The sequence below is a fragment of the Kitasatospora sp. NPDC001540 genome (assembly GCF_042894345.1).
Classification (GTDB): Bacteria; Actinomycetota; Actinomycetes; order Streptomycetales; family Streptomycetaceae; genus Kitasatospora; species Kitasatospora phosalacinea_C.
On record NZ_JBIAVO010000021.1, the window covers coordinates 47,867 to 67,173 of the forward strand.

Genomic DNA, 19,307 nt, shown 5'->3' on the forward strand with positions numbered 1-19,307 from the left:
GGGGGGGGGCGGGGGGGGGGGGGGCGCGCGCCGGCGCCCCGCGGCCCCCCCCCCGCCCGCGCCGCCCCCCCCCCCCCCCCCCCCCCCCCCCCCCCCCCGGCCGGGGGGGCCCCCCCCCCGCCCCCGGCCCCCCCCCCCCCCCCCCGGCGGGGGGGGCCCCCCCCCGCGCCGTCTGCCCCGATCGGCACGGGGTATGCAGCGGCGGCCGAAGAATTTTTCGGCGCCGTGCCGCAGCGGGAAAGCCGCAGCTCAGCGTCGGTCCACGTGCTCGGCCCGGAACATCCAGGCGTGCTTCTCGAGCGCCGCGGTCACCGTGATCAGCAGGTCCTGGGTCACGGGGTCGGCTTCGCCGGTCTTCGCGATCCGTTCACGCATCCGGCCGACCACCGCCGCGAGCGCCCCCACCAACTGCTCGACGACCGCGGTGTCGGCCTGCCAGCCCGAGGGTACTCCGGGCAGGCCGCCCGCCGCGACGGTCGCGGCCCGCCCGTCCGGGCTGACGCCGATCGCGGCCGCCCGCTCCGCCACCTGGTCGGCGAAGTCGCGGGCGGTGGCCACCACCTCGTCCAACTGCAGGTGGACGGAGCGGAACCGGGGGCCGTACAGGTTCCAGTGCGCCTGCTTGCCGATCAGCGACAGGTCCACGAGATCGACCAGGGCGCCCTGCAGTGCCTCCCCGGCGGTGTCGCGGTCGGTCGCGTCCAGCGGGCTGCCGGTGGCGATGTCCATCGTCGTTCCTCTCCACGTCGGGGACGGTCGGCGAACGCCGACCGTCCCTCGGCTGCCCGACGCTGCCGGCCGGAAACCCGCCCGCGCCCCCGGATAACGGTTTGGCAACTCCCGCGTGGACCGCGCGCGGTCGGGTAGCCGCGCGGACGCAGCCCCGGCCGTTCGGTCCCGCACCCGGGCCGGGCCGCCCCCGCAGGCACGCCACCGGCACACCAGCACGCATCAGGAACAGGGGACCCCACATGCCCGTCGCCGTGTCCAGGCCGATCTCCGTCACCCTCCCGGAGAGCCCCTACCCCCACACCCCGGTCGCGGGACAACTGCGCTTCGACCCGGCCCTGCCCTACGGCGTCGGGCTGGCCTTCCCGCCCCGCCGCCCCGGCGACCAGGACATCGTCTGGTGGTTCGGCCGCGACCTGCTCGCCGAGGGCCGCCGCACCCCCAGCGGCGAGGGCGACGTGCGGGTCGCCCCGGGCCCGGGCGGCAAGGTCCTGGTCACCCTCGGCAGCCGCGGCGACCGCGCGGTGATCAGCGCCCCTGCCGAGACCGTCGACGCGTTCCTCGCCGACACCTTCGCCCAGGTGCCCCCCGGCAGCGAGTCCGCCCACCTCGACCTCGACCTCGACCTCGCCCGCCTGCTGGCCTGACCTGCCGCGGGCCGTTCCCGGACCTACCTGCGGCAGGGTTCCCCGCGGTCGGCGGTACCATGGCGGTTCGGGTGCGGCCCGTCGGACCCGCCCGCGGGAACCGGCAGTTCGCGCCAAACCCGCCGACTGCGGTGGCCCACGGGCCCGACCGGGCGGCGGAAACCGAATTGCGAGGTGAGGACCCGTCAGGGCCCGAACGATGGCATCTTCTTCCCCCGCGGCCACCACCGGCCGGGAGTTCCTCGACGCCGCCCCCTACCCGGTGGTGGTGCTCGGCCCCGACGGCGCCCTGCTGCACTCCAGCCCCAGCGCCCGCCGCCTGCTGGCCGATCCGGCCGGCGAGGGCGTGCCGCCCTGGCTGCGCCGGGCCCACCTGGACCTCGCGGCCGACGGCGCCCGGCCGGGCCCCGTCCGGCACGCCCACCCCGTCGCGGGCCCGGTCGAGGCGCACCCCGCGCCCCGGTCCGACGGCAGCACGGTGTGGTGGCTGGTCACCCCCGAGGGCTGCCCGGGCCTGCTGCCGCGGGCCGCCGCGGACGGCGCCTGCGACTGGGAACTGCTGACCCGGCTGTCCGGCCTGCTGCTCTCCTCGCTGAACGTCGACCGGATCCTGGAGACGGTCGCCCGCCAGGCCGCGCTGCACCTGGCCGACGCCGCCGTGGTGGTCGCCCCCGGCGGACGGGCCCTGCGCCTGGTCACCTGCCTGCGCGGCGGCGACCCGGCGCACGTCCAGGTGCGGGCCGACCCCGCGGAGGTGCCCGGCCTGGCCGAGGCGCTGCAGGGCTTCCCGCCGGTGCCCTCGCGCTGGATCGACCCGGACGCCGTCCCGCACTGGCTGCGGCCCGCCGGGTTCGGCCGGGTCGGCTCGGTGCTGGTCACCCCGCTGCCCGGGCACGGCGTCCCCGCCGGGGCGCTGGTGCTGCTGCGCGCGGCGGGCCGCGGCCCGTTCGCCACCGAGGAGGAGGCCTTCGCCCGGCTGTTCGCCACCCGGGCTGGCGCGGCCGTCTCCGCAGCCGTCATGTACTCCGAGCAGGCCGCCGTCACCGACCTGCTGATGCGCGAACTCCTCCCGCCCCGGCTCGAACACCTCGACGGGGTGGACTACGCGGGCGGCTACCGGGCCTCCGTCGACCGCGACCGGATCGGCGGCGACTTCTACGACGTCCACCCCGCCGCCGAGCCGGGCGGCGAGACGCTCGCCCTGCTCGGCGACGTCAGCGGCAAGGGCCTGGAGGCCGCCGTGATGACCGGCAAGGTCCGCAACACGCTGCACGCGCTGCTGCCGCTCGCCGACGACCACGGGCGGGTGCTGAGCCTGCTCAACCGGGCGTTGCTCACCTCCCACCACACCCGCTTCGTCAGCCTGGTCCTCGCCTCGGTGCGCCGCGAGGACGACCGGGTCCGGGTCCGGCTGTCGGCCGCCGGGCACCCCGCGCCGCTGGTGCTCAGGGCCGACGGCCGGGTCACCGACTCCACCACCCTCGGCACCATCGTCGGCGTCCTGCCGGAGGCCACCACCCGCACCGACACCGTCCTGCTCGAACCCGGCGAGGCGTGCGTCCTCTACAGCGACGGCATCACCGAGGCCATGGGCGGCCCCACCGGCCGCGAACAGTTCGGCGAGCACCGGCTCCGCCAGGCCCTCGCCCAGTGCGCGGGCCTGCCCGCGGAGGCGATCGTGGAGCGCGTCCAGATGCTCGCCGCGCAGTGGCTGCGCGGCGGTCGGCACGACGACATGGCGGTCATGGTCATCGCCGCACCCCCGCACGGCCACCTGCCCGTGGTCGCCGAACGGCGAGGAGACACGACATGAGCACCGACACCCCACCCCTCGCCCCCGCCGCAGCGCCCCGGGCCGCCGTCCGGGGTGGAACCGCGCCGCTCCCGGCCCAGGGGGCGCCAGGGGCCGGGCCCGCCCCGGTGGTGGCTCCGCCCGCCCCCGCATCGGCTGCGCCCGCTCCAGCTGTGACCCGGGTCGGGACCGCTCCGCTTTCGGCCCCGACCCCGGCGGCGCCCGCCCCCGCAGCGCCCGTGCCCGTGCCGGTGCCCGCCCTCACCGAGCAGCTCTGGGAGGCCGTCACCGGCGGTGACCAGGCCAGGGCCGCGGCCCTGGCGACGGGGGCGCTGGAGGCGGGCCTGGAGCCGGAGGCGCTGCTGATCGACGTGATCGGCGGGTTGCAGGCGCGGGTCGGCCGGGAGTGGGCGGCCGACCGGCTGACCGTGATCCAGGAGCACGCCGCCACCGCCGTCAACGAGCGGGTGGTGGCGCTGGTCGCGGGCCATCCCGCGTTCGCCGCCGTCGCGGCCCGCCGGCCGGACCGCGGCCGGATCGCGGTGGCCTGCGTCGACGGCGAGTGGCACGCCTTCCCGGCCCGGCTGCTGACCGAGGTGCTGGTGCTGCGCGGCTGGCGGGTGGACCACCTCGGCGCCCAGTGCCCCACCCCCCACCTGATCGCCCACCTGCACCGCACCGCCCCCGACGCGCTGGCCCTGTCCGCCTCGCTGTCGACCCGGCTGCCCGCCGCGCACGCGGCCGTCACCGCCGCCCAGGCCGCGGGCGTGCCGGTGATCGCCGGGGGCGCCGCGTTCGGCCCGGACGGCCGGTACGCCCGGCTGCTCGGGGCCGACGCCTGGGCACCGGACGCCCGCGCCGCGGCCGAGCGCCTCGCCCGGGGGCTGCCGCTGCCCACCACCCCGCACCAGCCGGTCGACGACCTCCCGCACCTCGCTGACCAGGAGTACACCCTGGTCAGCCGGAGCTCCCGCGAGCTGGTGGGCGCCGTGATGGCGGCCCTGGAGCGGGAGCACCCGGCCGCCCGCTCCTACACCCCGCTCCAGCGCGCGCACACCCTCGACGACCTGGGCCACATCGTCGAGCACCTGGCCGTCACCCTCTACACCGGCGACCCGGAGCTGTTCACCGCGTTCACCGACTGGACCAGGGAGGTCCTGGAGGCCCGCGGCGTCCCGGACGCCCTGCTGGCCTTCGCGCTGACCGTGCTGCGCGAGCAGTTGCGCGACCTGCCGCGCAGCGTCGCCGTCCTGACGGCCGCCCTGTCGGCGGGTGGCGCCGCGTGAGCGCCCGCCCCGCGCCCGGGCCCGGTGCTGAGCCCGCGCCGGGGTCCGGGCCCCGTACGGTCACCGTCCCGGTGGAGGGCGAGCTCGACCACGAGAGCTGCGAGGAGCTCGTCCGGGCGGTGACCGTCCGGCTCGCCGCCCGGCCGCCGGTCGAGGTGCTGCGGCTGGACTGCGCGGGCATGTCGCTGTGCGACTCGATGGGCCTGTCCGCGCTGCTCCAGATCCGCCGGGACGTCGACGCGGCCGGGGGCCGCCTGCGGCTCGACCGCCGCCCCGCCCACCTGGACCGCCTGCTGCGCCTCACCGGCACCGCCGGCTACCTGCTCGCCGACCGGCCGGACTGAGCCGCCCCCGCCCCCGCCGGGCCCCCGACCAGCGCTGCCGTCCGGGTGACGGGCCGGACGGAGGTCGTTTCCGATTCCCGGGCCGGGGCAGCCGACGGCCATGGACCGACGACACCACCCCCGGTGGGACAGTACCCTCCCACTGCTGGCGCGCGGCTACGCGTGGCTGCCCGACCTGCGCCGACGCCACCCCGGCTCGGTGGTCCGGACCAGGCTGGCGGGCCGCCCCGCGGTCGCCCTGCACGGGCCGGAGGCCGTCCGCTTCTTCTACGACGAACGGCACGTCACCCGCGCGGGCGCGCTGCCCGAGCCGGTGAGGAGCACGCTCTTCGGACACGGCGCCGTGCACTCCCTGGACGGCCCGGTGCACCGGCTGCGCAAGGCGATGTTCCTGTCGCTGCTGGCCGACCCGGTCCGGGTCCGCGCCCTGGTCGACGAGGTCGGCGCGGCGTGGGACGCCGCGGTGGACGACTGGGCGGGGCGGCCCCGGGTGGTGCTGCTGGACGCGGCGGCCGAGGTCCTCACCGAGGGCGTCCGCCGCTGGGCGGGCCTGCCGCTGCCCGCGGACGGCGTCGGCCCGCTCGCCGCGGACCTGGTCGCGATGGTCGACGGCTTCGCCACCCCCGGCCCGCGGCACTGGCGCGGACGGCTGGCCCGGCGCCGCCGGGAGGCCTGGATCGCCGGGATCGTCGAGGGGGTGCGGGACGGCAGCGCCCCGCTCCCGGCCGACTGCCCGGTCGAGCGGGTGGCGCTGCACCGGGACGCGGACGGCGAGCTGCTGGAGCCCCGGGTCGCGGCCGTCGAGGTGCTCAACCTGGTCCGCCCCACCGTCGCGGTCTGCTGGTTCGTCGCCTTCGCCGCCCACGCCACCCACCGCTGGCCGCAGACCCGCGAGGCGCTGGCCACCGGCGACCCGGCCTACGCGCGGGCCTTCGCCCAGGAGGTGCGCCGCTTCTACCCGTTCGCCCCGTTCGTCGGCGGCCGGGCCGCCGCCGACCTGACCCACCGGGGCGAGCCGATCGCCGCGGGCACCACCGTGCTGCTCGACCTGTACGGGCAGAACCACGACCCGGAGCTGTGGCCCGACCCGTACGCCTTCCGCCCCGAGCGCTTCCTCGAACGCCCGGAGGACGTCGGGCAGTTGGTCCCGCAGGGCGGCGGCGACCCGGCCACCGGGCACCGTTGCCCGGGCGAGGCCGTGGTGGTCGGGCTGCTGGAGGACCTGTCGGTGCGCGTGGCCCGGCTGGAGTACGTGCTGCCCGCGCAGGACCTGTCCGTCCCGCTCGGCCGGATGATCGCCCGGCCGAACAGCGGCTTCGTGATCGAGGCGGTCCGGGCCGGATGAGCGCGTACGGACGGCAGGACGACCACCAGGACGAACGGGAGGGGACGCGGGTGTCGCGGCAGGAACAGCAGGAACAGCAGGAGCAGGACGGGCGCCGCCGGGCCGGGAGCAGCCTCGCCCCGGAGGGGCCGCAGGACGTGCCGGCCCGCGGCTGGCTCGCGGTGCTGCGGCGCACCGCGAAGGAGTTCCTGGACGACGAGCTGCCGGACCGGGCCGCCGCGTTGACCTACTACGGGGTGCTGGCGGTCTTCCCGGCGCTGCTGGTGCTGGTCTCCGTGCTCGGGCTGCTCGGGCGCTCGGCGACCGACACGGTGCTGGACAACCTGCAGCAGCTCGCCCCCGGCCCGGCCCGGGACGCGCTGCGCTCCACCGTCGAGCAACTCCAGGACGGGCGCGGCACCAGCGGGGTGCTGGCCGTGATCGGCCTGCTGGGCGCGCTGTGGTCGGCCTCGGGCTACGTCGCCGCGTTCATCCGGGCCTCCAACGCGGTCTACGACATCCGCGAGGGCCGCCCGGTGTGGAAGCTCACCCCGCTGCGGGTCGGCCTGACCCTGCTGATGATGGTGCTGCTGCTGGCCAGCGCCGTGATCGTGGTCTTCACCGGCCCGGTGGCCCAGCGCGCCGGAGACGTCCTCGGGCTGGGCGCCACCGCCGTGACGGTCTGGTCGATCGCCAAGTGGCCGGTCCTGGTGCTGCTGGTCTGCGTCATGATCGCAGTGCTGTACTGGGCGGCCCCCAACGTGCGCGGACGCGGCTGGCGCTGGGTCTCCCCGGGCAGCCTGCTGGCCGTCCTGCTCTGGCTGCTGCTCTCCGGCGGGTTCGCCGCGTACGTCGCCAACTTCGCTTCCTACAACCGCACCTACGGCACCCTCGCCGGGGTGATCGTCTTCCTGGTGTGGCTGTGGCTGTCCAACCTGGCGATCCTGCTGGGCCTGGAGTTCGACGCCGAGCTCGCCCGCGAGCGGGCCGTCGAGGGCGGACTGCCGCCCGACGAGGAGCCGTACGTGCCGCCGCGCGACACCCGCAAGTGGCCCGAGGGGGAGACGGTGCCGCCGGAGGTCGGGACGAACCGAGACGAGGAGCAGTGATGACCGAGTACGGGTACTTCCTGTCCTGCGAGGAGTTCACCCCGCAGGAGCTGATCCGCCAGGCCGAACGGGCCCGGGAGGCCGGGTTCACCCGGCTGGCGATCTCCGACCACTTCCACCCGTGGAACGAGGCGCAGGGCAACAGCGCCTTCGTCTGGTCGGTGATCGGCGCGCTCTCGCAGACCGTCGACCTGCCCGTCACCACCCTGGTGACCTGCCCCACCGTCCGCCTGCACCCGGCGGTCACCGCCCAGGCCGCGGCCACCTCCAGCGTCCTGCTGGACGGCCGCTTCACCCTCGGCGTGGGCACCGGCGAGGCGCTCAACGAGCACGTCCTCGGCGACCGGTGGCCCTCCTTCGAGGAGCGCGCCGAGATGCTGGAGGAGGCCGTCGAGGTGATGCGCGAGCTGTTCACCGGCCGCCAGGTCAGCCACCGCGGCCCGAACTACACCGTCGACAACGCCCGTCTCTACACCGCGCCCCGCGGCCGGCTGCCGATCCTGGTCTCCGGGTTCGGCCCCAAGGCCGCCGCCACGGCCGCCCGGATCGGCGACGGCTTCGTCACCATGCAGCCCGACGCCGACCTGGTCGCCGCCTTCCGCGACGCGGGCGGCACCGGCAAGGTGGTCGGCGGGCTGAAGGTCTGCTGGAGCGCCGACCGGGAGGCGGCGATCGACGAGGTGCACCGCCGCTGGCCCACCGAACTGCTCCCCGGCGAACTCGCCCAACTGCTCCCCACCCCGGCCCACTTCGAGCAGGCCAGCTCCCTCGTCACCCGCGAGATGGTCGCCGACGTGGTGGTCTGCGGCGACGACGTCGACGCGCACCTCGCGGCGGTCCGCGCCTACCCGCGGGCCGGCTTCGACGAGGTGTACGTCGGGCAGATCGGCCCGGACCAGGACGCCTTCTTCGAGGCCTACCGGACGCGGGTGCTGCCCGCCCTGAAGGACGCCGAGGGCGGCCTCGAGGACGCCCCCACCGACTCCGGCCGCTGATCCGGGCCGTTGGTCCGGAACGGAGGCAGCCGGGGTGCATGACCTGCGACGGGGCGGTTAGACGGCGGTTGTTCGATTCCCTCCGTTCGGAAGGCACCGCCGTGACCATGGTCTCCCGTCTCCCCGGCGCTCAGACGCACCACTGGGACTGGCAGCTCGAAGGCTCCTGCCGCACCGTCGGCAGCGAGGTCTTCTTCCGCCCCGCGAACGAGGGCCGCGCCGAGGCCAGGCAGCGCGAGGAGGCCGCCAAGCGGGTCTGCGCCGGCTGCCCCGTCCGCCTGGAGTGCCGACGGCACGCCCTCGCCACCCGCGAGCCCTACGGCGTCTGGGGCGGCCTGACCGAGGACGAGCGGCGCGCCCTGCTGGTGCGCCGCTCCTCCGAGGAGGTCATGCCCAGGGCCGCCTGACCGAGGGCCCTGCTCATGCCCAGGGCCGCCTGAGGGCGCCGCCACGCGAAGGGCCGACCGGAACCCGGTCGGCCCTCGGCGTTCCCGGGGGTCTTCGCGGTGCGCGCCGCCGGGCCCGGGCCGGGGCGCTGTCCTCGACCGGCAGGTACGGCGCGGACCGGGTGACCTCCAGGAACCGGCGCACGCAGTGCGAGGGGGAGTCCAGGGCCAGCGCCACCCCGAGGGCGCGGGCCTCGTACCCGGTGCGCAGCAGGGTGTTCAGGGCGGACGAGGTGAACAGGTCCACCGCCCGCAGGTCCACCGACAGCCTGGCCGGGCGCTTCCGCAGGCCGTCCCGCAGGGCCAGCGCGAACACCTGCTGGTTGTCCTGGTGCAGGGCACCGATCAGTGCGCACCGGACGGTGCCGCCGGTGCGGCGGGTCTCGATCCGCAGGTCGGGGGTGCGCACCACGACCGCCCGCCCGCGGCGCCCCGTCACCGTGCAGCGCCTGCGGGGGCGGTCCGGGGCGGGGGCAGGGCGGGGGAGTCGACCGCCGCGCGCAGGGTCTCCCACAGCGCCAGGGCGTTGCCGTGCAGGTGGCCGGTGGCCGGGGCGCCCTCGTCGAGGGCCGTCAGGTAGGCGCTCACCCCGGTGATCGCGTACCGCAGTTGCGGCGGCAGGGTTTCGACGGCGCCGCTGCCGGCCGTCAGGACCTCGGTGAGGTGCTCCAGCCGGGCCCGGGTCGGGACCTCCACGACATCGCCTCCAAGCGGCCGGTGCGGGGGAGCCGGCACGTTCCACTGTCCCTGCACACACGACATGCGTCAATGAATACACGAAAATTATGTCATGAGTTACAAGTCGTGAACTGCAGTACATATCCTGGGGGGGTGGAGAGAACTGCCGAACCCAGCCGCCAGTGGACCTTCCTGACCAACCACGCCAGGGTCCTGATCCAGATCTACCGCGACCCGGGCATCCGGGTCCGCGACATAGCCACCCGCTGCCTGCTCACCGAACGGGCCGTGCAGCGCATCATCTCCGACCTGGAGGAAGCCGGGTACCTCTCCCACGAGCGCCACGGCCGCACCAACCACTACCACGTCATCGACGGCCAACTGCGCCATCCCGCCGACGCCGGGCCCACCATCGCCGAACTCCTCTCGGCCCTCCTCACCCCGCCGCCGGACACGCCCTGACCCCCGCCGCGCGGACCGGGGCGGCGGGAGTCAGGGCAGCACTGCGGCGGGCGTCAGGGGGCCTGGGTGTCCGCCGCCGGGGGCTCGGGCTCCTCGTCGCCCCCGGTCCGGGCCTTGGCCCGTACGTCGGCCGGGGTCGGCGCGGTGATCTCGCGCTCCTCGGCCGAACGCTCGCGCACGCTCTCCCCGGGCGCCTCCTCGGCGGCCCGGTCCTTGCCGTCCTGCGTGGTCATGGCTGCTCCTCTCCTGCACTCCGTCGGGACACCGGGCGGCTACCCCCGACCAGCACGGCCACACCGCGCCGACCGGGTGAACCCGGTCGGCGCGCTCAACCCCGGCCGGTGGGCCACACGCCCGTCACCCGCCGCCAGGCGACCGCGCCCGACCGGTCCAGGGCCGCCTTCACCAGGGCGAACACCGCGCCCTGGAGCGCGGCGGCCAGCAGCACCTCCCGCCAGCCGCGCTCCTCGTCGGTCGCGTCCGGCGCGTCGTCCTCGTGCGCGACCCGCTGCCACACCCGCTTGAACACCGCCCCGGCCAGCACCCCGCCCAGCGCCCCCACCACCATGCCGACCGGCTTGTACACCACCGCTGCCGCCTTCATCGGACCTCCTCCGCCGTGACCGTGGCCGTGAGTGCCGGCGCGGGGGCGCCGGGACGCCCACGCGGCTGCCCGACCGCCCCGCCGCGAAACGAACCCGGTTGCCCCGGCCCGTTCCGGGTAGCCGAGGGCCGTCCCACCCCATCCCGGACCAGGAGGCCCGATGGACGCGATCGTGCTGCTGAAGGAAGACCACAAGACGGTCGAGAAGCTCTTCAAGGAGTTCGAGAAGGCCGGTGACCGGGCCTTCGAGACCAAGCGCCGGATCGCCGACCAGGTGATCGAGGAGCTGACCGTCCACGCCGTCATCGAGGAGGAGGTCTTCTACCCGGCCGCACGCGAAGCCGCCCCGGAGACCGCCGACCACGTGCTGGAGAGCGTCGAGGAACACCACGTCGTGGTGTGGATGCTGGCCGAACTGGCCGGCCTCGACCCGCAGGACGAGCGGTTCGACGCCAAGATGACGGTACTGATGGAGAACGTCCGCCACCACGTCGAGGAGGAGGAGCGGGACTGGTTCCCCGAGGTCCGCAAGGCCATGGGGCGCAACCGCCTCCTCGAACTCGGCGAGCGCCTGGCGGCGGCCAAGGAGACCGCCACCCGCGACCCGCTGAAGGTGCCCAGCGCCGCGAAGTGACCACCGCCCGGCGCCCCGCAGTCGCCCGGCCCCCGCAGTCCCGCCCGGCTGCGGGGGCTGCGGCCGTTCACCGCCCGCCGCGGCCGCGCTGCCCGTGGCGGTCCTCCTCGTCGCGGTGCTCCTCCTGGCGGCGCTCCTCGTGGCGCAGCAGCAGGAACGGCAGCACCAGCCAGGTGACCGCGAAGTAGGCGACGGCGCAGGCCGACACCGTCGCGGCGAGTGCGGCGTTGCCGGTCGCGGTGCGCAGCAGCAGCAACAGGGCGCAGCCGATGGTGAGGGCGAGCAGCGTCAGGCCCAGCCCGATCAGGCGGGAGCCGGTGCGCACCAGCACCGGCTTCAGGTCGTGCCCGGCCAGCAGCCGGTGGAAGGAGACCGGCGCGATCAGCGAGGCGGTCGCGCAGGCGCCCAGGACGACGGTGACCGTGTACAGGCCCTTGTCGAAGCCGTCGAGCGAGGCGAAGCGCGGGGTGAAGGCCACGCTCAGCAGGAAGCCGAACAGGATCTGCGCCCCGGTCTGCGCGACCCGCACCTCCTGCAGCATCTCGTCCCACTGCCGGTCCGCCCGCTCCTGCGGGCTCTCGTCACGGCCGGGGCCGCCTCCGGACTGCGCAGAGTCGTCCACGGGGGTCCTTTCGCTCGTCGTACCGGATCGTGCCGCCCCCGCCGCCGATTCTCCGTCCGCCCGGGGGCCGCGGGCGGGAGCCGTCCGCGGCCCGTGTCGCCCTCCGCCCCCGGTTGCCCGGCCCGGCCGCGCCCATGCCGGTGGGGGCCCGGGCCGACCGGCGCCCGGGGAGTGGGAACGGGACGAACGGGCAGGCGCTGTGCCACCCGCTCCGACCCGGAGGACCCGTCCATGGACCCTGCGAAGCAACGGCGCGTCAACGACCACCGCGTCAAGGCGCTGCAGCGCTTCCCGCGCCACGAGCGGCGCGGCGAGGCCCGGCTGCCCGCGGTGCTCGCCACCCTGACGGCCGTGCTGCTCTACCTGGTGCTGCCGGAGCAGCTGCTGTTCGTCCCGCGCTTCGTCCTGCCCGGCCTGGAACTGCTGCTGCTGGTCCCGCTGATCGCGGTCAACCCGCGCCGGATGACCCGGCAGAACCGCTTCTCCCGGATCGTGTCGCTGACCCTGGTCGCCCTCATCGGCATCAGCAACCTCGTCTCGCTCGGCCTGCTGGTCAACGCCATGGTCACCAGCAAGGCCCAGCAGGGCGGCCCGCTGCTGCTCGCCGCGCTCCAGGTGTGGGCCACCGGCATCATCGTCTTCGGCCTGGCGTTCTGGGAGCTCGACCGCGGCGGCCCGGTGATGCGCACCCAGGCGGAACGCTCCGAACTGCCGCTCGCCGACTTCCGGTTCTCCCAGGACGAGAACGACGACGCCATCGAGGAGGTCGCCGACGGCTCCTCCCGCACCAGCGACTGGGTGCCCACCCTGATGGACTACCTGTACGTCTCGGTGACCAACTCCACCGCCTTCAGCCCCACCGACACCATGCCGCTGTCCACCCGGGCCAAGGCCCTGATGGCGATCGAGAGCATCGCCGCGCTCATCACCTCCCTGCTCGTCATCGCCCACGCCGTGGGCGTCCTCGACAAGTAGCCCGGCGTCCCGACCCGGAACGCCGCCGAAAGGGGGCCACGCCCCGCCGCAGCCCGGGCAGACGTTCGCCCGCCGGCGAGGGCATCGACTTCCGGCCCCCATCGGCATCGACCACGGGACGCGCCTCGTCATCGGCGACCGCACCTTCGTCAACGCCGACTTCCTCGTCATCGGCGGCGGACCCGTCACGATCGGGACCGACCGCCTCATCGGACCGCGCTGCGGGTCCATCGGGCGGACGGCGTGCAGGACCCGCCACTTCTCCAGGCCCTGGGCGGCGGTGCGGCGGATCGGGTGTTCCTCCGGGGGCCCGGGTTGCGCAGAAACCCCGCACGCACTTGTTGACGGTGCTCACATCGCATCCTATAGTGATGTGTACACCGCTTACATGACTAGTGGGGAGCCGGGACATGTCTTCGGCGCAGAACCACGGCACCGTCAAGGTGGACCTGGGTGGCCGTGCGGTCACGGTCCCCAAGGGGGGTCTGTACGACCGGTACCGGATGGACCCGGATCTGGACGCGATCGCGCGCGACCCCCGGGTCGGCGGTGTGGAGTTCTTCCGGCAGCTGCCCAAGACCAAGGTCGACTCGCCGATCGGCCCGACCCTCACCCCGAACTTCTACTACGCGATCTCGACCGCCCGGATCACCATGCTCGCGCCCTCCCGCGCGATCCGGAGCCGGTTGCCGAGGGAGCTCAGGCCGTTGGAGATCGCCCCGGGCCTGGGCCTGGTCTCGGTGATGTTCTTCCGCTACGACGTCTGCGACATCGACTTCTACACCGAAGCCGCCGTCGGCATCGCGGTGAAGCCCGCGCGCCACGGGAGGCTCGGGTTCTTCGACCTCGTCACCGGACTGAAGAACGAGCACCTCGACTCCTACGTGCTGTCCCTGCCGGTCAGCACCGAGATCGCCCAGGTCCGCGGTCACGACGGCTACGGCTTCCCCAAGTGGGTCACCGGACTCGACGTCGAGATCGGCGACCACCGCACCACCGCCCGCGTCGCCAACGACGCCGGCGGCCTCGATCTTGCCCTCCAGGCGCCCACCCCGAAGCAGACCGCCCACGCCAGCGGCGACCGCGTCAGCTCCCTCACCTCCTACACGCAGATCAACGGCACCTGGCACTCCACCCTGAGCCAGACCAACGTGCTGAACTCCGGGACGACGCGTTCCCCGCGCGGCGTCGATCTCCAGCTCGGCGAGGGCCGGATGTCCGACGACCTGCGCTCCCTGCGGCCGATGCGGACCGTCCAGTTCGACGTGATGACCGAAGGCCAGCTCGCCCTCCATATGCCGGTGCCCACCTCGGTCCCGCGCCGGTTCGAGTAAGGAGCACTCGCCATGGCCAGCACCCACGCCGCTCGCCCCACCGCCACCGGCGGCCGGGCCCTGCCCGCCACCATCACCCCGGCTCTCCTCAAGCGACTGACCTCGCGAGTCACGGCCGCAGCGGACGCGACCCGGGTCACCACCAGCGCCCCCTACTCCGGCACCCTCCTCGGCGACTTCCGGGTCTCCACCCCCGACGACGTCGAGGAGGCGTTCGTCCGCGCCCGGGCCGCCCAGGCCACCTGGGCCGCCGTGCCCATCGCGGAACGCAAGCGGATCCTGCTGCGCTTCCACGACCTCGTCCTGGCCCGCCAGGAGGAGGTCCTCGACCTCATGCAGGCCGAGAACGGCAAGACCCGCCGCGACGCGTTCCTCGAAGTCCTCGACATCGGCATCGTCTCCCGCTACTACGCGCGCACCGCTGCCAAGCACCTGAGCCCCAAGCGCCGCCGCGGCGCGATCCCGCTGCTCACCCGCACCACCGAGCTGCGCCACCCCAAAGGCGTCGTCACGGTGATCTCGCCGTGGAACTACCCGCTGAGCATGGCCGCCAGCGACGCCATCGCCGCGCTCATGGCGGGCAACGCCGTCGTGCAGAAGCCCGACACGCAGACCGCGCTGACCGCGCTGTGGTCGCTCGACCTCATGTACGAGGCGGGACTGCCGACCGACGTGTGGCAGATCGTGGTCGGCCGCGGCAGTTCCATCGGCGGCGCGCTGATGGACAACGCCGACTACATGATGTTCACCGGCTCCACCGCCAGCGGTCGGCAGATCGCGAGCGACGCGGGTCGCCGCCTGATCGGGGCCTCCCTGGAGCTCGGCGGCAAGAACCCGATGATCGTCCTGGAGGACGCGGACATCGAGAAGGCCGCAGCCGGCGCGGTCAACGCGTGCTTCCCCTCGGCCGGGCAGCTGTGCGTCTCCGTCGAGCGCCTGTACGTGGCGGAGTCGATCCGCGACAGGTTCGTCGAGGCCTTCGTCGCCCGCACGAAGAAGCTCAAGATCGGCGCCGCGTACGACTACGGCGTCGACGTCGGCTCCCTGACCACCCCGTCGCAGCTGAAGACCGTCACCGAGCACGTCGACGACGCCCTCGCCAAGGGCGCCACCGTCCTCGCCGGCGGCCGGGCCCGCCCCGACCTCGGCCCGCTCTTCTACGAGCCGACGATCCTCACCGACGTCACCCCCGACATGACGGTCCACGACCAGGAGACCTTCGGCCCGGTCGTCTCGATCTACGCCTTCCGCCACGTCGAGGAGGCGATCGCGCGGGCCAACGCCACGCCCTACGGCCTCAACGCGAGCGTCTGGACCCGCAACGGGGCCCTCGGCCGGGCGGTCGCCGCCCGCGTCCACGCCGGGACCGTCAATGTCAACGAGGCCTTCGCCGCAGCCTGGGGAAGCGTCGACGCGCCGATGGGCGGCATGGGCGACTCCGGACTCGGCCGCCGCCACGGCGCCGAGGGCATCCTCAAGTACACCGAGGCCCAGACCGTCGCCCACCAGCGCCTCCAGGGCTTCTACCCGCCCGCCCGGATCAGCCCCCGGGCCTGGGCGACCCTGCTGACCGGCACCATCAAGATCATGAAGGCGGCCGGCTTCCGCTGACCCCCGAGGCCCGTGCGCGGGACACCGCCGTCGGCCGTGTCCCGCGCACGGGAGGAAGCAGGACCACCGGGCCGACTCGCTCTCGCGGCCGGTCGGCGCGAGCGACGTCCCGGGGGAGATCGATCGGTTACTCGCTGTGGAGCGCTGTCGTGAGGGCGTCGACGGCGAGCTTCCGGGCGACGTTGGCGGCGCGGGTGTCGCGGAGGCTGTCCAGGAGGAGGAAGTCGTGGACCATGCCGGCCACGCGGACGGAGGTGACGTCGACGCCGGCCTCGCGGAGCTTGTTGGCGTACTGCTCGCCCTCGTCGCGCAGGACGTCGGCCTCGTCGGTGATGACGAGGGTGGTCGGCAGGCCCTTGAGCTGTTCGAGGGTGGCCTGCAGGGGTGAGGCGTGGTGCTCGGCGCGCTGGGCGGGGTCGGTGGTGTAGGCGTCCCAGAACCACTTCATGCCGTCGCGGGTGAGGTAGTAGCCCTCGGCGAACTGCAGGTAGGACGGGGTGTCGAAGTCGGCGTTGGTCACCGGGTAGAGCAGCACCTGGGCCTTGAGGTCGATGCCGCCGCGCTCCTTGTTCATCAGCGCGAAGACGGCGGACATGCAGCCGCCGACCGATTCGCCGGTCACGGCGATCCGGGAAGTGTCCAGGCCGTGCTCCGCACCGTGCTCGAGCACCCACCGGCCGACCGCGTAGTTCTGCTCGACCTGGGTCGGGTACTTCGCCTCCGGCGCGCGGTCGTAGACGGGGAAGACCCCCGCGGCCCCGGCGCCGACGGCGAGTTCGCGAAAGAGCCGGTCGTGGGTCTTGTCGTCGCCGAACACCCAGCCGGCGCCGTGGATGTAGAACACGACGGGCAGCGCGCCCTCGGCCCCTTTCGGGCGGATGATGCGGGTGCGGACGGTGCCCCATTCACCGGCGTCCACCTCCACCCACTCCTCGTCGACCTCCGGTCGCGGCACGTCCGGCCCGGTCTGCAGGCCCAGCAGGATGTCCCGGCCCTGCTCCGGCGGGACCTCGTAGATCCGCGGATGCGGATCGGTCGCCTCGCACAGCTCCTTCGCCGCAGGCTCGAGGTAAGGCGTGATCGGCGGGGGAAGCTCGGACATGTTCACTCCCTGTGATCTCTCCGGGCGCACGAGTGCCCGTTCTGCGGCCTCGGCGGCCGCAGCTGATGGACCCACCCCCAGGCCAACTCCCCTTCTCCATCCTCAGGGCCCGTGCACAATGCGCAACCCGTCACGGACTGCGCCGAGCAGGCAGAACGACCGGGTGCTCGGCAACGGACACAGCGCCACCATTCGCACCCCTGCCCCTCTACCGGGCGAATCCGCCGCACCCGGGCCGGGCAGGCACTCGCGGCAGCGCTGAAGATCGAGACGAACGGGACGTGACGGCAGCCGACCGGAAGGAGAGCCCCGCCGTCCTCAGGAAAGGCGAGAACATGACCCGAGTCCTCTTCGTCGTGACGGCGGCCGACCACTGGACGCTGAAGGACGGGACGAAACACCCCACGGGCTACTGGGGTGAGGAACTGGCGGTGCCGCACAAGATCTTCAGCGAGGCCGGTTGGGGGATCACGATCGCGACCCCCGGCGGGAAGCGTCCCACACTGGACAAGATCAGCATGGGCCGCACCGCCGGACTCCCGGGCACCCTCCGTGAGGTTTCCGACTACCTCGCCACCATCCAGGACGCGCTGGACAGCCCGGCCCCGCTCAGTGACGTGGATCCCGGCGACTTCGACCTGGTCTTCTACCCCGGCGGCCACGGGCCCATGGAAGACCTCGCCCGCGACGAGGTGTCAGGAGCGCTCCTTGCCGAGCAACTGGCCTCCGGACGGCCGCTGGGCCTGCTGTGCCACGGTCCTGCGGCGCTGCTCGCCGCCAGGAACGACGACGGCTCCTGGCCCTTCGCGGGGTACCGGATCACCGCGCTGTCCAACATCGAGGAGAAGCTGAACAGCTTCGGTCGCAAGGCCCCCTGGTTCCTGGAGGACCGGCTGCGCGAGAGCGGCGCGCACTACGCCAAGGGTACGTTCCCGCTCCTGCCGCACATCGAGGTCGACCGCACGCTCTACACCGGGCAGAACCCCGGGTCGGCCAAGCAACTCGCCCATCGCATGGTGTCCGACCTGGCCGACTGAACCGGGCGTCCTCTCACGCCCGCTCGGGGTTCCGGGTTGCGCGCCGGGTTGCAGGCACGCGGTGCGCAGGGAGCATGGATTGCACGCGGACACGGCGCACAGCCCCCAGGAAGCGTGGATCGGAGGCCTCCCTCGAGTGGATGGGAAGCCGCCGACACGGTGCCGGCCACGGGCCCCTCGTCCGGGCCCGTCCGGGGACGGCGACAGCGCGGGCGGGAGTCCGCCTCCGAGCGAGAGGAGCGAGCCCATGGGCAGCCTGTCACCGGGCTTCCGAGGGAAGGCCCGCACGATCGAGAGCCGGCTGCCGCCGGGTCAGTACCCGACCGAGGACTTTCCTGTCCTGTCCGCCGGGCCCACTCCCCGCATCCCCACCGACAGGTGGTCGTTCACCGTGACCACCGAGGTGGGGGAGACCCGAACCTGGACGTGGGACCAGATGATGGCCCTGCCGCAGGAGGAGCCCACCGTCGACATCCACTGCGTGACCCGGTGGTCGAAGTTCGACACCCGCTGGCGCGGTGTCTCCCTCGACGTCCTCCTCGACGCGGTCGAGACCACCGCCGATTTCGTCGTCGTCGAGTCCTTCGACGGTTACACCGCCAACCTCCCGCTGGAGGACGTGACCGACGGCAAGGCGTGGCTGGCTCACTCCTTCGACGGTTACCCGCTCTCCCCGGACCACGGCGGCCCGGCCCGGCTCGTGATCCCGCACCTCTACTTCTGGAAGTCGGCGAAGTGGGCCAAGGGCCTGATCCTCACCCCGGAGAACGAACCCGGGTTCTGGGAGTCGGCGGGCTACCACGACTACGGCGACCCGTGGCGCGAGCAGCGCTACTGGAGCGACTGATGCGCGGGTGGCGACGGGCCCGCCTGATCGAGCGGACCGAACAGACGGCGACCGGCCGCACCCTGAAGTTCGAGGTCCCGCGATGGCCCGGACACCTCCCCGGCCAGCACGTCGACGTCCGGCTCACCGCGGCGGACGGCTACCAGGCCGTCCGGAGCTACTCGCTGGCGGCCCCCGCCGACGCCGGCACCATCGAGCTGGGAGTCCAGGCGGCGTTCGGGGGCGAGGTCTCCCCGTACCTGGCCGACGACCTCCCCGTGGGCGCCGACGTCGAGGTCAAAGGACCGCTGGGGGGCTGGTTCGTGTGGACCCCTCAGGAACCCGGCCCGCTCCTGCTGGTCGCCGGCGGCGCCGGCATCGTGCCGCTGATGGCGATGCTGCGCGCACGCCTCGCCGCCGCCTCGGACGAGCCCTGCACGCTCCTCTACTCCGTCCGCGAGCCGGACGAAGTCTGGTACCCGGCGGAACTCGACGCCGCGGCCCACTCCGTCGACGTCCGACGTCTCTACACCCGCCGCGCGCCGGACGGATCGGAACGTCCCGCGGGACGCATGACGAAGCTCGACCTGCGGGACCTGCAGGCCACCGCGGCGACCCGGTGCTTCGTCTGCGGACCGACCGGATTCGTGGAGCACGCCGCCATCCTCCTGCTCACCAACGGCTACACACCCGACCAGATCCGCACCGAACGCTTCGGCTGACCCGCCCGCGCTGCACGGCAAGGAGCCA

The 19,307-nt window shown here is 74.1% G+C and carries 23 protein-coding genes; 16 read left to right on the forward strand and 7 right to left on the reverse strand.

Annotated elements, in window-relative coordinates:
• Positions 1 to 249: 249 nt before the first annotated feature.
• Positions 250 to 729, reverse strand: coding sequence for a Dps family protein (locus tag ACFY00_RS23645; protein WP_388033519.1), 480 nt, complete (start codon positions 727 to 729; stop codon positions 250 to 252).
• A gap of 242 nt (positions 730 to 971) precedes the next feature.
• Between ACFY00_RS23645 and ACFY00_RS23650 the strand changes: the two genes are divergently transcribed.
• The 8 genes from ACFY00_RS23650 (at position 972) to ACFY00_RS23685 (ending at position 8,633) form a co-directional block, all read left to right on the forward strand.
• Entirely contained in the window at positions 972 to 1,376 is a 405-nt protein-coding gene (locus tag ACFY00_RS23650; protein ID WP_388033520.1) for an SsgA family sporulation/cell division regulator, read from the forward strand.
• Between the two features lie 199 nt (positions 1,377 to 1,575).
• The gene (locus tag ACFY00_RS23655; RefSeq protein WP_388033521.1) at positions 1,576 to 3,189 is read left to right on the forward strand and encodes a PP2C family protein-serine/threonine phosphatase; all 1,614 of its coding nucleotides are present in this window, start codon (positions 1,576 to 1,578) and stop codon (positions 3,187 to 3,189) included.
• A gap of 218 nt (positions 3,190 to 3,407) precedes the next feature.
• A complete protein-coding gene (locus ACFY00_RS23660) occupies positions 3,408 to 4,454 on the forward strand; it encodes a B12-binding domain-containing protein (RefSeq protein WP_388033522.1) in 1,047 nt (348 codons plus the stop codon).
• Positions 4,451 to 4,798, forward strand: a complete 348-nt coding sequence (locus tag ACFY00_RS23665) for an STAS domain-containing protein (RefSeq protein WP_388033523.1) — start codon at positions 4,451 to 4,453, stop codon at positions 4,796 to 4,798. Before ACFY00_RS23660 ends, ACFY00_RS23665 begins: the two co-directional genes overlap by 4 nt.
• A gap of 100 nt (positions 4,799 to 4,898) precedes the next feature.
• Positions 4,899 to 6,143 (forward strand): cytochrome P450, encoded by a 1,245-nt coding sequence (locus tag ACFY00_RS23670; protein WP_388033524.1) that lies wholly within the window; start codon positions 4,899 to 4,901, stop codon positions 6,141 to 6,143.
• On the forward strand, positions 6,140 to 7,231 hold the full coding sequence (locus ACFY00_RS23675; RefSeq protein ID WP_388033525.1) for a YihY/virulence factor BrkB family protein: 1,092 nt from the start codon (positions 6,140 to 6,142) through the stop codon (positions 7,229 to 7,231). The genes ACFY00_RS23670 and ACFY00_RS23675 overlap by 4 nt, the downstream gene beginning before the upstream one ends.
• Positions 7,231 to 8,226: a TIGR03557 family F420-dependent LLM class oxidoreductase gene (locus ACFY00_RS23680; protein WP_388033526.1), complete on the forward strand. Its 996-nt coding sequence runs from the start codon at positions 7,231 to 7,233 to the stop codon at positions 8,224 to 8,226. The genes ACFY00_RS23675 and ACFY00_RS23680 overlap by 1 nt, the downstream gene beginning before the upstream one ends.
• A gap of 101 nt (positions 8,227 to 8,327) precedes the next feature.
• Entirely contained in the window at positions 8,328 to 8,633 is a 306-nt protein-coding gene (locus ACFY00_RS23685; RefSeq protein ID WP_285738563.1) for a WhiB family transcriptional regulator, read from the forward strand.
• A gap of 13 nt (positions 8,634 to 8,646) precedes the next feature.
• On the opposite strand, the gene ACFY00_RS23690 is transcribed toward ACFY00_RS23685, so the two are convergent.
• Positions 8,647 to 9,111: an STAS domain-containing protein gene (locus ACFY00_RS23690; protein ID WP_388033527.1), complete on the reverse strand. Its 465-nt coding sequence runs from the start codon at positions 9,109 to 9,111 to the stop codon at positions 8,647 to 8,649.
• Positions 9,108 to 9,368: a hypothetical protein gene (locus ACFY00_RS23695; protein ID WP_388033528.1), complete on the reverse strand. Its 261-nt coding sequence runs from the start codon at positions 9,366 to 9,368 to the stop codon at positions 9,108 to 9,110. Before ACFY00_RS23695 ends, ACFY00_RS23690 begins: the two co-directional genes overlap by 4 nt.
• A gap of 135 nt (positions 9,369 to 9,503) precedes the next feature.
• On the opposite strand from ACFY00_RS23695, the gene ACFY00_RS23700 reads away from it, so the two are divergent.
• Positions 9,504 to 9,812 carry a helix-turn-helix transcriptional regulator gene (locus ACFY00_RS23700; protein WP_388033529.1) on the forward strand — a complete coding sequence of 103 codons (309 nt, stop codon included), beginning with the start codon at positions 9,504 to 9,506 and terminating at the stop codon, positions 9,810 to 9,812.
• A gap of 53 nt (positions 9,813 to 9,865) precedes the next feature.
• Here ACFY00_RS23700 and ACFY00_RS23705 read toward each other — a convergent pair whose 3' ends face one another.
• Together ACFY00_RS23705 and ACFY00_RS23710 are read right to left on the reverse strand one after the other, a co-directional pair.
• Entirely contained in the window at positions 9,866 to 10,045 is a 180-nt protein-coding gene (locus ACFY00_RS23705) for a hypothetical protein (protein WP_285738567.1), read from the reverse strand.
• 95 nt (positions 10,046 to 10,140) lie between these two features.
• Entirely contained in the window at positions 10,141 to 10,416 is a 276-nt protein-coding gene (locus ACFY00_RS23710; protein ID WP_388033530.1) for a DUF4235 domain-containing protein, read from the reverse strand.
• Positions 10,417 to 10,576: 160 nt separating this feature from the next.
• On the opposite strand from ACFY00_RS23710, the gene ACFY00_RS23715 reads away from it, so the two are divergent.
• Positions 10,577 to 11,050, forward strand: coding sequence for a hemerythrin domain-containing protein (locus ACFY00_RS23715; RefSeq protein ID WP_388033531.1), 474 nt, complete (start codon positions 10,577 to 10,579; stop codon positions 11,048 to 11,050).
• A gap of 67 nt (positions 11,051 to 11,117) precedes the next feature.
• Here ACFY00_RS23715 and ACFY00_RS23720 read toward each other — a convergent pair whose 3' ends face one another.
• Complete coding sequence (locus ACFY00_RS23720) at positions 11,118 to 11,672, reverse strand: DUF6328 family protein (RefSeq protein WP_388033532.1); 555 nt, start codon at positions 11,670 to 11,672, stop codon at positions 11,118 to 11,120.
• Between the two features lie 231 nt (positions 11,673 to 11,903).
• On the opposite strand from ACFY00_RS23720, the gene ACFY00_RS23725 reads away from it, so the two are divergent.
• From ACFY00_RS23725 to ACFY00_RS23735, 3 genes are all read left to right on the forward strand, one after another.
• A complete protein-coding gene (locus tag ACFY00_RS23725) occupies positions 11,904 to 12,647 on the forward strand; it encodes a hypothetical protein (RefSeq protein ID WP_388033533.1) in 744 nt (247 codons plus the stop codon).
• 410 nt (positions 12,648 to 13,057) lie between these two features.
• On the forward strand, positions 13,058 to 13,981 hold the full coding sequence (locus ACFY00_RS23730; protein WP_388033534.1) for an acetoacetate decarboxylase family protein: 924 nt from the start codon (positions 13,058 to 13,060) through the stop codon (positions 13,979 to 13,981).
• A gap of 12 nt (positions 13,982 to 13,993) precedes the next feature.
• Entirely contained in the window at positions 13,994 to 15,592 is a 1,599-nt protein-coding gene (locus tag ACFY00_RS23735; protein WP_388033535.1) for a succinic semialdehyde dehydrogenase, read from the forward strand.
• 127 nt (positions 15,593 to 15,719) lie between these two features.
• Here ACFY00_RS23735 and ACFY00_RS23740 read toward each other — a convergent pair whose 3' ends face one another.
• A complete protein-coding gene (locus ACFY00_RS23740) occupies positions 15,720 to 16,694 on the reverse strand; it encodes an alpha/beta hydrolase (RefSeq protein WP_388033536.1) in 975 nt (324 codons plus the stop codon).
• A 335-nt stretch (positions 16,695 to 17,029) separates the two neighbouring features.
• On the opposite strand from ACFY00_RS23740, the gene ACFY00_RS23745 reads away from it, so the two are divergent.
• The 3 genes from ACFY00_RS23745 to ACFY00_RS23755 all read left to right on the forward strand — a co-directional run bounded on the left by ACFY00_RS23745 (position 17,030) and on the right by ACFY00_RS23755 (position 19,279).
• Entirely contained in the window at positions 17,030 to 17,731 is a 702-nt protein-coding gene (locus tag ACFY00_RS23745; protein ID WP_388033537.1) for a type 1 glutamine amidotransferase domain-containing protein, read from the forward strand.
• A 247-nt stretch (positions 17,732 to 17,978) separates the two neighbouring features.
• Positions 17,979 to 18,578: a sulfite oxidase-like oxidoreductase gene (locus ACFY00_RS23750; protein ID WP_388033538.1), complete on the forward strand. Its 600-nt coding sequence runs from the start codon at positions 17,979 to 17,981 to the stop codon at positions 18,576 to 18,578.
• A complete protein-coding gene (locus ACFY00_RS23755) occupies positions 18,578 to 19,279 on the forward strand; it encodes an FAD-binding oxidoreductase (RefSeq protein ID WP_388033539.1) in 702 nt (233 codons plus the stop codon). Before ACFY00_RS23750 ends, ACFY00_RS23755 begins: the two co-directional genes overlap by 1 nt.
• Positions 19,280 to 19,307: the final 28 nt, after the last annotated feature.